This window comes from Methanomicrobium sp. (genome assembly GCF_055145805.1).
The window spans coordinates 1-15,912 of sequence record NZ_JBSREC010000019.1 but is presented as its reverse complement, the minus strand read 5'-3'; the positions used below and the strand labels follow the sequence as shown (position 1 = coordinate 15,912).

Annotated in this window: 18 protein-coding genes; 11 read left to right on the top strand and 7 right to left on the bottom strand. The window is 37.2% G+C overall.

The annotated features are described in order from the left end of the window. Nucleotide 1: 1 nt before the first annotated feature. The 4 genes from ACTB1O_RS01280 to aroD all read right to left on the bottom strand — a co-directional run bounded on the left by ACTB1O_RS01280 (nt 2) and on the right by aroD (nt 4,100). Entirely contained in the window at nt 2-451 is a 450-nt protein-coding gene (locus ACTB1O_RS01280) for an Hsp20/alpha crystallin family protein (RefSeq protein ID WP_462993332.1), read from the bottom strand. A 19-nt stretch (nt 452-470) separates the two neighbouring features. Then, complete coding sequence (locus ACTB1O_RS01275; RefSeq protein ID WP_462993331.1) at nt 471-2,963, bottom strand: CDC48 family AAA ATPase; 2,493 nt, start codon at nt 2,961-2,963, stop codon at nt 471-473. A gap of 100 nt (nt 2,964-3,063) precedes the next feature. Then, nucleotides 3,064-3,465, bottom strand: coding sequence for a carboxymuconolactone decarboxylase family protein (locus tag ACTB1O_RS01270; RefSeq protein ID WP_462993330.1), 402 nt, complete (start codon nt 3,463-3,465; stop codon nt 3,064-3,066). Further along, nucleotides 3,462-4,100, bottom strand: a complete 639-nt coding sequence (gene aroD, locus ACTB1O_RS01265) for a type I 3-dehydroquinate dehydratase (protein WP_462993329.1) — start codon at nt 4,098-4,100, stop codon at nt 3,462-3,464. The genes ACTB1O_RS01270 and aroD overlap by 4 nt, the downstream gene beginning before the upstream one ends. Before the next feature lie 144 nt (nt 4,101-4,244). On the opposite strand from aroD, the gene ACTB1O_RS01260 reads away from it, so the two are divergent. From ACTB1O_RS01260 to ACTB1O_RS01215, 10 genes are all read left to right on the top strand, one after another. Next, nucleotides 4,245-5,006 carry an anaerobic ribonucleoside-triphosphate reductase activating protein gene (locus ACTB1O_RS01260; RefSeq protein ID WP_462993328.1) on the top strand — a complete coding sequence of 254 codons (762 nt, stop codon included), beginning with the start codon at nt 4,245-4,247 and terminating at the stop codon, nt 5,004-5,006. Nucleotides 5,007-5,034: 28 nt separating this feature from the next. Next, nucleotides 5,035-5,583: an AAA family ATPase gene (locus ACTB1O_RS01255; protein WP_462993327.1), complete on the top strand. Its 549-nt coding sequence runs from the start codon at nt 5,035-5,037 to the stop codon at nt 5,581-5,583. Continuing rightward, nucleotides 5,580-6,353 carry a sugar phosphate isomerase/epimerase family protein gene (locus ACTB1O_RS01250; protein WP_462993326.1) on the top strand — a complete coding sequence of 258 codons (774 nt, stop codon included), beginning with the start codon at nt 5,580-5,582 and terminating at the stop codon, nt 6,351-6,353. The genes ACTB1O_RS01255 and ACTB1O_RS01250 overlap by 4 nt, the downstream gene beginning before the upstream one ends. Next, nucleotides 6,350-7,288 carry a ribonuclease Z gene (gene rnz, locus ACTB1O_RS01245; RefSeq protein WP_462993325.1) on the top strand — a complete coding sequence of 313 codons (939 nt, stop codon included), beginning with the start codon at nt 6,350-6,352 and terminating at the stop codon, nt 7,286-7,288. The genes ACTB1O_RS01250 and rnz overlap by 4 nt, the downstream gene beginning before the upstream one ends. A 13-nt stretch (nt 7,289-7,301) precedes the next feature. Continuing rightward, entirely contained in the window at nt 7,302-8,510 is a 1,209-nt protein-coding gene (locus ACTB1O_RS01240) for a magnesium transporter (RefSeq protein ID WP_462993324.1), read from the top strand. Between the two features lie 56 nt (nt 8,511-8,566). Continuing rightward, nucleotides 8,567-9,766, top strand: coding sequence for a potassium channel family protein (locus tag ACTB1O_RS01235; RefSeq protein ID WP_462993323.1), 1,200 nt, complete (start codon nt 8,567-8,569; stop codon nt 9,764-9,766). A gap of 22 nt (nt 9,767-9,788) precedes the next feature. Next, the gene (locus tag ACTB1O_RS01230; RefSeq protein ID WP_462993322.1) at nt 9,789-11,627 is read left to right on the top strand and encodes a DHH family phosphoesterase; all 1,839 of its coding nucleotides are present in this window, start codon (nt 9,789-9,791) and stop codon (nt 11,625-11,627) included. Between the two features lie 203 nt (nt 11,628-11,830). Beyond that, a complete protein-coding gene (locus tag ACTB1O_RS01225) occupies nt 11,831-12,082 on the top strand; it encodes a DUF7123 family protein (protein ID WP_462993321.1) in 252 nt (83 codons plus the stop codon). A gap of 69 nt (nt 12,083-12,151) precedes the next feature. Continuing rightward, a complete protein-coding gene (locus ACTB1O_RS01220) occupies nt 12,152-12,367 on the top strand; it encodes a hypothetical protein (RefSeq protein WP_462993333.1) in 216 nt (71 codons plus the stop codon). 143 nt (nt 12,368-12,510) lie between these two features. Then, nucleotides 12,511-13,128 (top strand): hypothetical protein, encoded by a 618-nt coding sequence (locus tag ACTB1O_RS01215; protein WP_462993320.1) that lies wholly within the window; start codon nt 12,511-12,513, stop codon nt 13,126-13,128. A 181-nt stretch (nt 13,129-13,309) separates the two neighbouring features. Here the strand turns inward: ACTB1O_RS01215 and ACTB1O_RS01210 are convergent, their stop codons facing one another. Further along, nucleotides 13,310-14,086 carry a hypothetical protein gene (locus ACTB1O_RS01210; protein ID WP_462993319.1) on the bottom strand — a complete coding sequence of 259 codons (777 nt, stop codon included), beginning with the start codon at nt 14,084-14,086 and terminating at the stop codon, nt 13,310-13,312. Nucleotides 14,087-14,304: 218 nt separating this feature from the next. On the opposite strand from ACTB1O_RS01210, the gene ACTB1O_RS01205 reads away from it, so the two are divergent. Further along, complete coding sequence (locus ACTB1O_RS01205) at nt 14,305-14,535, top strand: hypothetical protein (protein ID WP_462993318.1); 231 nt, start codon at nt 14,305-14,307, stop codon at nt 14,533-14,535. 28 nt (nt 14,536-14,563) lie between these two features. Here the strand turns inward: ACTB1O_RS01205 and ACTB1O_RS01200 are convergent, their stop codons facing one another. After that, complete coding sequence (locus ACTB1O_RS01200; protein ID WP_462993317.1) at nt 14,564-15,361, bottom strand: CheR family methyltransferase; 798 nt, start codon at nt 15,359-15,361, stop codon at nt 14,564-14,566. Between the two features lie 150 nt (nt 15,362-15,511). Beyond that, nucleotides 15,512-15,912 (bottom strand): methyl-accepting chemotaxis protein (locus ACTB1O_RS01195; RefSeq protein ID WP_462993316.1); only part of this gene is annotated, 401 nt, incomplete at its 5' end.

Sequence of the window (15,912 nt, the reverse complement as noted above, 5' to 3'; positions counted from 1 at the left end):
TTTATTCTGCGGTCTTAACTGATATTTCAAGGACTCCGTTATTGGATTTATATTCTATCGTCTCTTTTTTGACAGGCGGAATTTTTACTTCGGCTGTATGTTTTATTCCATCTGTAAATGAGGTAATACACAGAAGATCATTGTGGAAGGAAATGGTTGTGCTGGACATATCCAAACCCGGTATGTTTGCATAAATAAGTACTTTATCTCCTGATTTGTGGATTTCAGTCTGAGGATTGTTTAAAATAAAATTTTGTTTTCCGGAATTCAGAACATTTTTTTTATAGCCATCACAGTTTGAAGGTATCATCTCAACAGGAAGTTCTCCATCTGCAATTGTTATTGAATATCTTCCGTTAATTGGGAAATTTCCATTTTTTATTGCCTGTTCAAGAATCCTTCTGATTATATCATTAAAGTCCTGATCAAAGTTTTTGTCGTCTTTTGGCATATCTCTCACTTTTTTTGGTTTAATTTTTTTTAAGTATGTCATCAAGTTTTGCTGTTAATTTGGTGATGGATTCAAAGTCTTTTTTTCTGGCATATGTTGCTTTTTCAAGTTCTGTTGCCGCCAGTTTTTTTTCTTTTGACTCTTCTCCAAATTCCGAGCGTTTGACTGTTGAAGCTGCCTTTTCAAGTATCTGGCGTTCCTCGGTTGAATAGATTACAGGCCAGGCCCTTCTTTCATATTCTTCTACTGTTGTTTTATCCAGAGAACTTTTAATCTTCTTCATGGCGGCATCAAAATGTGCTTTTGTTACACGAACGTTTGTAAGAACTTCCATCATTTCCTCTTCTGATTTATTCTCCATTGTACCAATAAACTCACGCATTGCCTGAAGTTTTGCTTCTCTTACAACAAGTTCGATATCTGCACCGACATAACCTTCACTTTTTTGGACAAGTTCATCTATGATTATATCTTTTGAGAGAAGACTCTCAGAATTTTTGAGATATACTTCAAATATTTTTTTCCTGCCTTCTGCATCGGGTGGCGGGACGTAGATTATCCTGTCAAGACGGCCGGGTCTCATCAGGGCCTCATCAAGCATATCCGGACGGTTTGTTGCACCAAGAACTGTCACATTTGTCAGTTCCTCAAGTCCGTCAAGTTCTGTTAAGATCTGGCTTACAACGCTCTCAGTCACATGGGATGAACCCTCAAATGATCCTCTTCTTGGGAGAAGTGCATCAATTTCATCAAAGAATATTATTGACGGTGATGCCTGCTTTGCCTTTCTGAATATATCTCTCACTCCTTTTTCTGATTCTCCTACCCATTTTGAAAGAAGTTCCGGGCCTTTTACGGATATGAAATTACATTCGCTTTTATTGGCTACAGCCTTTGCAAGCAATGTCTTTCCCGTTCCCGGGGGGCCAAAGAGGAGTATTCCTGAAGGTGGCTTTGTATCAAGCTTCTCAAAGATTTCAGGGAATTTAAGCGGCCATTCTATTGCTTCTGTAAGTTCTGATTTGATGTCATCAAGGCCTCCAATATCATCCCATGATATGTCGGGGATTTCTACCAGCACCTCACGCATTGCTGAAGGCTCAACATGCTTTAAGGCCTCTTCAAAGTCGGTCTTTGATACTTTTATCTTCTCAATTATTTCAATTGGAATATCTTCACCGGTTTTAATGTCTCTTAGTTCCTCTCTTAATGCATGCATTGCTGCTTCTTTTACAAGAAGGGAAACATCTGCACCCACAAATCCGTGTGTTACAGCAGCAAAGGGTTCAAGGAATTTTTTTCTTTTTATTTCATTCTCATGCTTTTTCCCTTCATTTTCACCCATTTCAGCAAATTTGCGGCTGAGTTCCAGACCTTCATCACCGGTAATCTCGATCTCGTCAAGATCAAGAGGAACTCCGCGTGTATGAACATGGAATATTTCGAGACGACCTTTTCTGTCTGGAATCCCTATTTCTATCTCTCTGTCAAAGCGGCCGCCGCGGCGTAGTGCGGGATCAATATTGTCAGGCAGGTTTGTTGCGGCGATTACAATGACTTCACCGCGGCCTTTAAGGCCATCCATTAATGAGAGAAGCTGTGCAACAATTCTTCGTTCCACTTCACCCTTTGTTTCCTCACGTTTTGGGGCTATTGAATCGATTTCGTCTATAAAGATGATGGTTGGTGCATTCTGCTGTGCTTCCTCAAATACTTCTCTTAATTTCCCTTCACTTTCACCGTAGTACTTGCCCATTATCTCCGGTCCTGATAGTGAAATGAAATGGGCATCAACTTCGTTTGCAACTGCCTTTGCTATAAGTGTCTTTCCGGTACCCGGAGGGCCGTATAGTAAAACACCTTTTGGAGGTTCTATCCCAAGCCTTTCAAAGATTTCCGGATGTCTGAGAGGGAGTTCTATCATCTCTCTGACCTGATCAAGCTCTCTTCCAAGACCTCCGATATCCTCATAATGAACATCAGGAATATCTTTTCGACCTTCTTTTGGCTCATATGGTGTTTCTTTTATCTCAATTTCGGTATTTGGTCCGACAATTGCAACACCTGCAGGTTTGACTTTGGAAATAACAAATGTCAGGGCATTACCCATGATGTTTACCCTGAATGCCTGTCCTTCACTTACAGGACGGCCGCTCAGAAGCTTTGCCATATACTGTTCGCCGCCTCTGAGCGTTACAGGCTGTGTAGGATGAATCACAAGTTTATCGGCATATATTGCCTCAACTTTTTTAATTGTGACCCTTTCATCAATACCTGTCTGGATATTGCTTCTGATGTTCCCGTCTATACGGATAATTGCCCTTCCGGTATCCTGGGAAAAACCAGGCCATACAATAGCGGCTGCTTTGGTTTTTCCCGCAATTTCAATCACGTCACCGCTTCTGAGGCTGAGGGCATTCATGGCATCAATACTGATTCTTGCAATTCCTCTTCCTGCATCTTCATGCGACGCTTCTTTTACTGTGACTTCAAGTGAGTGCGAATTATTCATAATAGTTAACCTCTTTGATATGTGATTACTTATAGTAAACATTAATGTTATAAAATAGTTTACTTCAGTGTGTTAGAATTTACAAAAAAAAGAAGTTTATTTAATCATTAGAAAAATGATTTTTATAAACTCTTAGTGAGGATGCAAGGAGCTTTGTTCGTCCCACCATGCAGGCAATGAGAATTGAATCAAGAATTTCTTCTTCTGATGCCCCTGTTTTTTCTGCGGCTTTTATATGAAGACTCAGGCATTTATCTGCATTTGCAGAAGCTGCAGCAGCAATTGTTACAAGTTCGGCAGTCTTCTCATCAAGGCTTGCAGGCCTGAGAGTCAGATAATCAGCAACAGCACCTGCTGCAAAAGATTGTGGCCTTTCTCTTAAGACTTTGAATATAAAAGGTTTCTGGCCCAGAAGATTCTCAAAATCTTCCAGTATATCATCTCCTATCTCGTCTGAGTGTCTTAGAAATTCATCGACAATTTTTTTGTTATCTTTTTTCATTTTATCAGGTCCAAAATTTTTCTAACATCTTCTATGTTATATTGTCCTTTTGCAGATTCTTTTCCGTTGTGACAGTATATGATCATAGAGCCAAAAAGAAGAAGCGGAATTCTTGCTATCCGGAATTCTTCGCCCATCACACTTGTAATAGCAGGTTTTCTGATATTAACTGTAAATTTTATAAAATCCGCAACATCTTCCAGATTTTTAGGAGTTACCACAATTTTTGGAATATCGCCATAATTTATGAGATCATTTTTTAGTTTTTCCAGTTCTTCATTTCCGGGCATATATCCAAGATGTACCGATGCAATGATTTTTTTGCCGGTTTTTTTTATATTCTGTGCATATATGGAAAAATCTCTTTCAATATCTATATAATCTGCACAATTTATCCAGGGTTTGATTGCAGTTTTCCAGTCTTCTAAATTTCCTGAAAAAGAGCCGCCCTCTTTTATGCTTCTGATTGTTGCAATACAGGGAATATCATCCTTTTTTTCTTTGCAAAGTTTTAGGAGTTCATTTTCTGAGGATGTATCTTTGATTAGATCAATTCTGATCTCCCTGAAATCAGCGCCGAGTTTTATGGTCTCATTCCATTCTTCAGGGGTTGAGAGAGAAAGAGCGGTTTTCAAATATTATCACCTGAAAAGAGTATGGTATCCATATGCAAATTATTTTCGCAATAATCTCTTTTTTATTTACAACTTTTTTTTAGTCGTATTGTAAACTTTGAAGTCTTCTGAATATAAATTATTATTAATATCCGGTGATTTTTTTTGAAGGTTAATTTTGGAGGATTTGTTCCGTTAAGTACGGTGGACTGGCGTGGAAAGGCAGTATGCACTGTTTTTTTGCGTGGTTGTCCAGTCAGATGTCATTACTGCCATAATCTGGAACTTCAGACAGGTCAGAACCTATGCAATATTGAAGATATTATTGCAATGATAAAAGAATCCAGAATAGTAATATCCGGAGTGATTTTTTCTGGGGGAGAGCCTACAATGCAGAAGGATGCTCTTATTGAAATGGCAAAAAGCTGCAAAGAGATGAATCTTTTAGTAGGAGTTCAGACAAATGGCGCTTTTCCTGAGACACTTGAAGAGATGATGAAACTAAATTTAATTGATCTGGTTCACCTTGATATTAAGACAAGATGGGAACATTATCCACAATTATTAAAGGTAAAAGCAAAAGTTGTTGATGATGTAAAGAGATCTCTTGAGATTTGTAAAAGAGCATACTTTGAAGGGAGACTTTCAGAATTTCAGGTTGTATGTACTCTTTTTCCAGGTAGAGAGGATGATGTTATGTGCATCGCCAAAGAAACCAATGGAGTGGATTTTGTTCTTCAGCAGGGTGTACAGGGAAATATACCTCCGCTTGAATTTGAAGATCTGAAAAAACTGGCAGATAAGATTCATAGAAGGGTGCGTATACGTACAAGAGAAGACGGGGAAGTTACATACGAGAATAATCAGATAATTATAGCAGATTCAATGGTACTGACAGACATCCTTCAGGCCAGAAGAAATTATTAATCTAAATATAAAATCGGAGATATTTTTCATGCAGGTAATAGGAGTTGTTGGTCTTCCCGCAAGTGGAAAGGGAGAATTTTCACGTATTGCAAAGGATATGAATATTCCTGTGGTAGTAATGGGAGACGTTGTGCGAAAGGAGGTATCTGAAGCAGGTTTGAAACAGACTGACCAGAATATGGGTGAGATGTCCCGCTACTTAAGGCAGGGTCTTGGTATGGATGCACTCGCACAGCTAACAATTCCCATTATTGAGAATATAGAATCAAAAGTCGTACTCATTGATGGGATAAGAGGTGATGCAGAGGTTGACACCTTTACACGAAGTTTTAGGGATTTTCATCTTGTAGCTGTTGAATCTTCTTTTGAAACAAGATTAAAGCGTCTGTGCGAAAGAGGACGCTCTGATGATCAGACAGATGAACAAGGTCTCAAAAACCGGGATGAAAGGGAGACCGGGTGGGGTCTTTTAAATGCCATGTCAATGGCAGATTTTGTTCTTGAAAATGAAGGCACAATAGAGGAGTTTGAAAGAGATGCCAGAAAACTTCTTGAAGATATAAGGAAACAGAAATGAGTCTTGATTTTTATTTTGCCTCCTCATCAAAGGTATGGGCATCAATTGAGTGGGTTTATGGTATTGAAGATGCGGGGTATTCCGGATGGGAAATATCGGCAGACGGGAATTATCGTCTGGACAATCCCCTCCTTTATTCAAAGATAAAAGAAGTACTGGAAACTACTAAATTGAAAGCAAGTGTTCATGCTCCTTTTGCAGATTTAAATCTGGCATCGATGAATTATCCAATATACAGGGAGTCTGTAAGACAGCTATCTGAGTGTGTCTCTCTTGCTTCAGATATTACAGACAGGGTTACTATTCATCCGGGATATCTTTCTCCTGCTGCAAGACTTGTTCCTGACAGGGTATGGTCCTTGCACAAGGATGCATTAAAGGAAATCGGGAAGGTGGCAGATGATACGGGTGTTTTGGCCTGTCTTGAAAATATGCCTGATATTCCTGATTTTTTATGTAAGGATCCTGATGAGATATTTGGAATGGTTGATGGTGTAGAGGGTTTTGGCGTTACAATCGATATGGGTCACGCAAACACTGTCGGAAAACTCAGTTCTTTTCTGGAAAAGGTCAGTCTTGCGAGGCATATTCATATACATGATAATATGGGGGAAAAAGACGATCACAGTGCTCTTGGTGAAGGAACAATTGACTGGGATAAGGCAGGTTCAGTCATAAAAAAGAATTATTCCGGAATATGTGTTGTTGAAGGAAGAAGCATAGAAGAGGCGAAGATAAGCTATCAGGTAATAAAAAGGTGTTTCTTATGAGTGGAGAGACTCTTCACATCTATTTTTTGGGAACTGCCGGTGCTCTTCCGACTCCCAATAAAAATCCTTCATGTTTCATGGTAAGAAGAGGATCAGATACAATTCTTTTTGATTGTGGTGAAGGTGCACAACAGCAGATGATGCGGGCAAGAACAGGTTTTACTGTTGATGCGGTTTTCATATCACACTGGCATGCAGATCATTATCTCGGTCTTCCCGGACTTGTTCAGACAATGTCTTTTATGGGTCGAAAGGAGCCGCTTATAGTATATGGTCCCAAATGGGTACATGATTTTATTGCAAATGTAGAGAGTATATCACGTGCAAAACTAGGATTTAAAATTATTTCAAGCGAAATAAGGGATGGTTCTGTAATTCCTTTTGACGGCTATACTGTTCGGGCATTTTCATCAAAACATGGTATGCCAGGTCTTGGCTTTATTCTTGCTGAAGATGAAAGACCCGGACGTTTTGACCGTGAACATGCAATATCCCTTGGGGTCAGACCTGGTCCCCTTTTTGGAAAGCTACAGCGTGGGCAGACAATAACAATAGTGAATGATGGCATTGAAAGAAATATTTGTCCCTCAGATGTTATGGGTCCTGCAAGACCTGGAAGAAAGATAATATACACAGGGGATACCCGTCCTGACTGTGAAGGATGGAAGAGATGGGGTGAAAATGCGGATATTCTGATTCATGACTCCACCTATGATGACTCGGAAAAACAAAGAGCAATAGAAGTTTTTCATTCAACAGCGGGGGAAGCGGGAGAGATTGCATCTGAAATAAATGCGCAGCGTCTTGCACTTGTTCACATAAGTTCAAGATATACTAATATGATAAATCATATACAGGATGCGAAGCAAACATTTAAAGGCGAAATAATTGCACCGGATGATCTTGAAATGTTTGAGATACCTTTTAGGGAATGATTAATGATGGGTGATGATGATGAAGTTTCCGGCAGTAGACGTCTATCAGCTTCGCCTTTTTATAATCGGGCTTTTAGCTCTTTTAATTAGTGCAGTTGCTGCAACATTTGCCGGTATTTATCTGGGTTCGGTAGCAGATGTTCTTGCATACCTGCCCGGCCTGATGGTTCTTGTTCCGCCATCTATAAACATGAGGGGGAGTATTTCCGGTGTTCTTGCCTCACGTCTTTCTTCTTCAATGCATCTTGGTGAATTTGAGATTAATTTTTCAAAGACCGGTGTTTTAGGATTGAACACGAGGGCATCACTTTCAATATCGATATTAATTGCAGTTGTTCTTGGAATATTTGCTTATTTTATATCAGCAGCATTTGGTCTGACAGGCCTTTCTGCCGGCGATTATATTGTAATTTCTGTATTTTCAGGTGTAATTTCCAGTCTGTTAGTGATGGGCTTTGCCCTTCTTGTAATTCTTATAAGTTACAAAAAAGGGGTTGATCTTGATATGATAGGTTCACCTTCTGTAACAACAGCAGCTGATCTTATCACAATACCTGTTTTGGTATTAACTGCGCTTTTCATACTGAATTTTTCTTCGCAAATCCGGATGTTGTTCCTGCTGCCGGTTTTTATATTATTTGGAATCAGTCTTATTCTTGCATTACGTTCAGGTGAAGAGGTCAGATCTGTATCGCGTGAGATGCTTATTCTTTTGGTTCCTCTTTCTTTAGTCTGTACTTTTGCAGGACTAATATATGCATATAATCTGGAAAACCTTGTTGCATTCGCTGTTTTTCTGATACTGATACCTCCTTTTACAGGGGGATGCGGCTCTATAGGCGGAATATTGTGTTCAAGACTTGCGACTGGTATGCATATGGGTGAGATAAAACCCGAGCTTGTTCCTTCAAAAGAGGTTTTCTGGTATTTTATAACGACCTATCTCTATGTATGCATCCTTATGCCCTTTTTGGCACTGATTGCAAATTATTGTGCGGTACTTCTGGGAATGGCAACACCCGGAATTTTAACAATGCTTGTAGTGAGTCTTGGCGCAGGAATTATTGTAATCACATTTGTCAATCTTGTCAGCTACTTTACAGCAAGTATATCATTTCGGAAGGGATACGATCCTGATAATTTTGGAATACCTGTAATTACAAGTTTTATTGACCTTGTTGGTGCGACTGTTCTTGTGGCAATAATTAATCTGATCCTTTGAGTTCAATACTTACAAATATCTATTTAGCAGAACAATATATATTTGAACATAAATCTATGACAGAATTAGAATATCAGCCGGTAAGTTTTAAGGATGTCCTTATAGAAATGAAGGATATTGCCGAACTGATGGTTGATCTGGCATATTCTGCAATTCTTTTTGAGAATAAGGACATTGCACATGAAGTTTTGAATCTTGAAGAAAGCATGAATCAGCTTGTTTATCAGGCGCGTATTCAGAGTATTCTTGGAGCAAGAAGGGTTGATGAGGCTGAATCTATGAGTGGAATGCTCCAGGTTGTCGAAGCAGCCGAAAAAATTTCCAATTCAGCTTCGGAAATTGCAACAATTATTCTCAAAAATGTAAAGTTCCCTGCAAAACTCAGACTCGCTCTTCCCGAGGCGGAAGAGGTCACTGTAAGAGTAAAAGTGCAGGAGAATAGTCAGATTGACGGAAAAACTCTTGGTAAACAGAAACTTCAAAGCACAACCGGAATGCGTGTTATTGCCATAAGAAGGGGGATATCCTGGATCTATGATCCTGATAGGGATACAAGAATTCTTGACAGTGATATTCTTATTGCCAAAGGTCTTGAAGGCGGTGTGACTCCTTTTTATGAGATATCCGGTATTGATCCAAAAAGGGCTGAAGAAGAACCTGAAGATGCCATTGTATCCGATCTTGACAGAGCAGTATCCCTTATTATTGAGATGAAGGATCAGAGTGAACTTGCAGTAGGTCTTGCTTATACTTCTCTTCTTTTTGATAGCAGAGAGGTTGCGGATGAAGTTGTGGCACTGGATTCCAGAATGGATGATATGAGGTATAAACTTGATCTATGGATACTGGAGGCCGCAAAAAGGATTTCAAATGTGGAGTATTTAAGAGGACTTTTGTATATGTCCTCTTTTGCTGAGAATATCAGTAATGCTGCATCTTCAATAGTTGATGTGATAATACGCGATATAGAAATCCCTCCGGTATTTAAGAAAATTGTACGTGAATCTGATGAAATTATTACAAAAGTGAATGTCGGGGAAAATTCCTCGCTTGTAGGTAAGACACTTAAGGAAGCATCGCTTGAGACAGTTACCGGTATGGTTGTGCTTGCAATAAATAGTAAAGGTCGGTGGAAATACCGTCCGGGTAAAAATGAAATAATCCATGCTGACGATATTATTATAGCCAAAGGTCGTCGTGACGGGGAATGCAGACTTCATAATCTCTCCCGTCAGAATGGAAAAAGAAATATCTGATTATGTAACAGGATGTGAATAGATGGATAATAATAAAATTGTAGTATATCGCCTTGGTTCAAATTGCGAACTGGATAATATTGTAATTGGGAATACTTATGAGGTTAAGGTTCAGGGTTTTGCCAAATTTGGAACGTTTGTTTATCTTAACAGTCATATAAAAGGGCTGATACATGTAAGCAATGTTAAGACAGATCATAAGGAGGATGAAATAGTATATGTGCACGTTAACGGTATTCGTGATAACGGGAACATAGACCTAGAAGAAGTAATCATAAAAGGAGATTTTGAGATAAAAACTCATCAGTGTGAGAAATCTTCTACCCGCCTTTGCGATCTTAAAAATAAAGTTGGCAGAAATATTAATCTGAATGCTGAAGTTGCCCAGATAAAGCAGACTTCAGGACCCACAATATTCACTCTTATTGATGAGACAGGTTCTGAAAGTGCCGCAGCGTTTATTGAGGCTGGTAAACGTGCATATCCCGAGATAGAGCTTGGAGATATGATCTCAGTTTCAGGAGAGGTCATGACAAGGAATGGTCAGCTTCAGATTGAAGTAAGTTATATGGAAGCTCTGACTGATGAGGAGACTGATCAGGTTCGGGAAAGGATTGCAAAAGCAATTGAGGAAAGAGCAAAACCTCAGGATATTCCCTTTATGATTGAAAGTGAGGTTTTGGAAAAGCTAAAACCTGAGATGCAGAAGGTTGCACAGATCTTAAGAAAGGCAATTTTTACAAACCAGCCTGTTGTTTTGAGACATCATGCAGATGCTGATGGTATTAGTGCTGCGGTTTCAGTTGAAAAGGCAATCTTAGCTTTAATACGTGAAGAGGGAGGAGATCTGGATGCCGAAAGTCATCTTTTCAAACGTGCTCCCTCAAAAGCTCCTTTCTATGAGATAGAAGATATTACAAGGGATCTTGATTTTGCTTTAAGAGATAATGTACGCTTCGGTCAGAAGATGCCCTTGATTTTAATGATGGATAATGGATCCACTGAAGAAGATGAGGCTTCATACAGAGTTGCCAGAGTTTATGATCTTTCAATTGTTGTGGTTGATCACCATCATCCTGACAAATCAACTGATCAATATCTTCAGGCGCATGTGAATCCATATCATGTGGGCGGGGATTTTGGAGTTACTGCAGGAATGCTTGGTGCAGAACTTGCACGTATGATATATCCCGGAATAGAAGAGGATATAAAACATTTCCCTGCTGTAGCGGCTGTTGGAGACAGAAGTGAGGCGCCTGAAAGAGAAAAATATCTGTCTCTTGTAGCTGATAAATATTCTGAGGAGTATTGTAAAGATATCGCTCTGGCACTGGATTATGAGCAATTCTGGCTTAGATTCAATGATGGTAAAGAGATAGTAAAGGATATTTTAAATGTTAACAACAATGCCCAGAGACATAAAAAACTGGTAGATCTTTTAGTGGAGGATGCAAACCTTGCAATAAAAGAACAGTTAAAGACATCTCTTCCTCATGTTAAAGACAGTGTTTTGGAGAACGGTTCAAATCTTTTCACAATTGATGTTGAGATGTTTGCACACAGGTTTACATTCCCCCCTCCAGGAAAAACTTCAGGAGAGATACATGATTTACTTTGCAGGAAAAATGAGGGTAAGCCTGTTGTCACATTAGGAATAGGTCCTGATTTTGCTGTGATTCGTTCAAAAGGAGTTTTAATGAATATCCCCCAGATGGTTCGTGAATTACGTGAAGAAATTGATGGCGGAGGTGTAAATGGTGGCGGTCATCTTGTTGTTGGTTCAATTAAATTTGTTGAAGGCATGAGGGATATTGTTGTTAAAAGACTTATAGAAAAAATTGGACAATTTCCTGTAGAATAATCCTTTTTTTGAGAATGAAAAAAAATAATCCCAAAATCAAATTTATATACAAAATTTTTATATATTAATAAAAAATTTACCCATTGATCAGTTTAGATTGTTTTTGGAAACATTTTATCAATTAGAATGTTAAAAAAAGCTAAAAACACGCGATAAATATATATGTAGGTTTAACAAATAAAGATTTGACTTAAGGAGGGGAAATGAGCGCCAAAAATGAAGCAGATGATAAATGCAAGTCAACTCAGGATCGGATATTGTATTATCTTAAATCAGGTCTTGTAAAAGGCAAGCGTTATTTCAAGTCAAAGTATATAGCAAAGGATCTGGGCCTTTCACCAAAAGAGGTGGGCACAAACCTTGCTATTCTTGCTGAAACATGTAAAGAACTTGAAATATCACGCTGGAGTTATTCTAACAGTACAACCTGGAGAGTAATTCCGCGTATTGCCTGAATATCCGTTTATTTAATATTTTTTGTCTTTTTAGTTAATTTGATATATTTTTCGTGACGATTCTTTATGATGTCTAAAAATGTTATTGAATTTATTTCAGACATTGAATTCATTGCAAATATTGATGAAAATAAGGATTGTTTAATGAATCAGAGTACAAATCAGGATACAGCAAATGCAACATCCGACAATCCTTTTGGATTGTGGTTTAATATTGATGTTCCAAAAGGACATGGTATGAAAACCGGAGATAAATTACGAATTACAATTGAGAAAATAGAATAATATAATTTTAAAAAAAATCTGATTATCTCAATTGATTTTATTCTTAAATCTTTTTTAAAATAAATATTTATATCCTCAGATTCAACGTTCTACATATTAGGCGGAGATTAAATATTGTCCGGTTTTAGGGAGTCTGTTATAAAATGAAAGGCGATATTAAACGTTTGTATCTTTTAGGATGTTTTTTGCTGGCATTGGTGTTAATTTTATTAACAGCCGGATGCACTTCGCCTGTTGATTCTCAGACTGATATGGGTGAATTAAAAAAGGTAATGAATCTTGCTGAGGAAAGACTTTTTTCGATAAACTGGAATTCAGAGCATCCCGGGAATATTCGTGCACAGCTTTTAGCATCTGAGCAGGATTTCAAGAATCTGTTTGATATTTTATCATCAATGCAGCCTTCTTCCGCAAATGAAGCAGAGGAGATATATGCACTTCGTGCAATTTCATGTTCTTATATAGATCTGATTGCTGCAATGATGGATCTTGCAAATGTAATTGAGCATCAGAATTATGCAGAATATTATGCTTCTCTTTATGATACTTATGACTGGGAGATGGAGATTAGGACTGCAGATAGTGCCTTGGCTTCCGCAAGAAACAATCTTTATTCAGCAAAATACAGAATATCGGGGGTAAATATGAATATGGTCCCTCTGGAGCTTCAGGGAGATATAACAGAAATGAAAGTCAGGATTGAGGAAATGGAAATTCTTATGAATAATCTTGCTGATGAATTTACATCAGCGCTTAATTAATTTAACTAAATATTGTCAGACAATCAGGAATTCTGTAAAATAATATTTTTTTAAACAATGAGATTTGATTATTAATTTATTTAGATTTCAAAGAATAATTTTAGTCTTCTTAATTATTCATAAGTAACATATAAAAAAAGTATTTGTTTATCAGTTTAAAAAAAACCCAGACCAGTTTTTATCAATTCTGCATTGTGTTTAGAAAATTTATAAGATTAGATATTTTTGGGTTAATGTTTGCCATATCATAAGATATTTCAGGTGTTTCCAGTGATATTCTAAATGAATCAACATTTTCAGCCTTAATTATAAAGTAAAGATTCCTGTTTGAAATTTCGACCTGTTTTGAAATTTTATTTTCGGGGAGGACGTTACCTGCTGTAATAATATCTCCTGTTGATGAATCAACAAGAATCCACATTAATGAAGAATATGCAGGGTTGCCTTTTGGTAACATTGATATGTGGATTCTCCACATCTGATATGGAACACCAAATATTTGGGAAAAACCTGAAGTGCTTTCTTCCATATAGGCAAAAGTTGTAATGTTCTTAGATTCCCATATGTCAGTTGAAAAGATATCTGATGATCCATAAATGCTGTCCGGACTTGTTTCGTAAATATTTCTGTCCGGGGGTGTTAAGTCTCCTGATGGATTTTTCATATTTTCAGGGAAATCAAGTCTTGGATACCCTGTCGCACCTGGAGAGTAGATTTCATCCCGGTTATAATTATAATATATTCTTAAAGGGCCCGTCTGAGGTTTTGTTTCATATTTGTAATGAATTTTAGGAGTACAACAGGTTCCTTCAATACAAATGTTATCATTATCATCTGTTTGGATGTCGCCTGAAATTGTATTCTGGCCGTCTCCTATTTTAGGAAGATTTACAACTATTGCCATTCCTATCACAATTCCTATTGCAAGAAGAAATGTTATCCAGTCCTTTTTATCCACATTGAATCATGTGTAATAAAAAATGATAAACATTCTTTTTTGGTTGTGCAAAAATTCAGCTAAAAACATTTTTAAAAAAATATTTATGTATGAACATGATTTTTTTTATAAGGTGATCTTAATAGTATATTCCGATTTTGGAAAAAAATTTAGTTGTATATTTTGTAATACAGAAAAATAATTTCATATAGATGTAATTTAAAGGTAAAATAACTATAATGGATCCGAATGAAATACGAACGTGGGTGATATTTTATCTGATATCATTCGTTGTTTTACTATTGGCTTTATTTTTTACAACCCAGGGAATACTTCTTGGGATTGGAATGACGCTTATAATAGTGGTAATCGGGATAAATTTTTATCTTATGTTGAGCGAGATTAAAAGAGTAAACAAGAAAAAAGAACTTATGCGTCAACTCTCTAAAAAGGAAATAAAAGAAGAATAAATAATGGATGAATTTTTATTATAAATTCTTATTTTTTAGTATATATTTTTTGAAGAGCATTATACGGCTCATAAAGATTTTCAACCTGTCTGCTCATAAATTCTGTTTTTCCCATAACGTAGAATCCTTTTGGAACCAGTGCCGGATTAAACATTCTTGCCAGATCATTTTTTTGTTCTTCTGTAAAGTATATTGTTACATTGCGGCAAAGGATCATATCCAGATAATTGGTTACAGGTTTTCCACTCATAAGATCATGCTGTGAAAACCGAATCATCTCTTTTAAGTGAGGTTTGACCTCATATTTGCCATCTTTGGTTTCAGCGAAATGTCTCCTTATCTGACTCTCACTAAGATTTTCAAGTGATCTTTTTTCATAAATCCCTTCTTTTGCTTTTTTAAGTACTTCTCTGTCGAGATCTGATGCAAAAATTGTTATCTGGACATCAGTTTTTAGTCTGATCAAATCATGAATTATTAATGCGAGTGTGTAAGGTTCTTCTCCAGTTGAACAACCTGCACTCCATATACGCATGCGCCCTTTATCCTTTATAATTGCAGGGAAGATGTCTGATTTAATAAGATCAAAAACTTCCTTATCGCGATAGAATTTGGTTACGTTTATTGTCAGGGCATTTCTCAAAAGTTCCTGTTCTTTTTCATCTGAAAGAACATATGAATTATAATCTTTGTAGTGTTCATTTCCAGTAATTCTCATCCTGGAAAGTACGCGTCTTTTTATGTAGTCTTCTTTATAGCGTTGGCATTGTATTCCAAGAAGTTTTTCAATGGTTTTTTTAAGTATCTGAAGATCCGAATCTATCATTGCAAGACATTCCTGTAAGGGATATTTTTACAATTAACTATTATGTTTTATTCTGTATTTTTAATGAACTATTTTATAAAAAAATAATTTGTGATTTGAAACCATTCATTATTTTCTTTTTTTCACATGAAAGGTCATTAAAGGATGGCATTATATTTTGAAATTTTCCATTGTCTTTTTCAGGCTGGAAGACATGTCATGCATTTCGTGTGATATGCTGCCCACTTCCTGTGTTGTGGCTGATATTTCCTCTGCAAGAGCTGCAATACTCTCTATTCTTTTTATATTTTCTCTTGTCATTTCATCCGCGATATCTATAGACTGCATGAATGAATTTGTTTCATGTGCCTGAATTTCTGTTGCTTTTGATATCTCAGTCATGCCGTTTGATACAGTTTCTATCTCTTCAACAATCTTGTTAAGGGCTGATATTGCTGAATTTGTGCTTTTCATCCCAAGTCTTATCTCTTCATCGACATGACGCATGGAATCTGCAGTATTTTCACTGTTCTTTTGGATATGACTTATCATATTTTGTATTAGATCGGAAG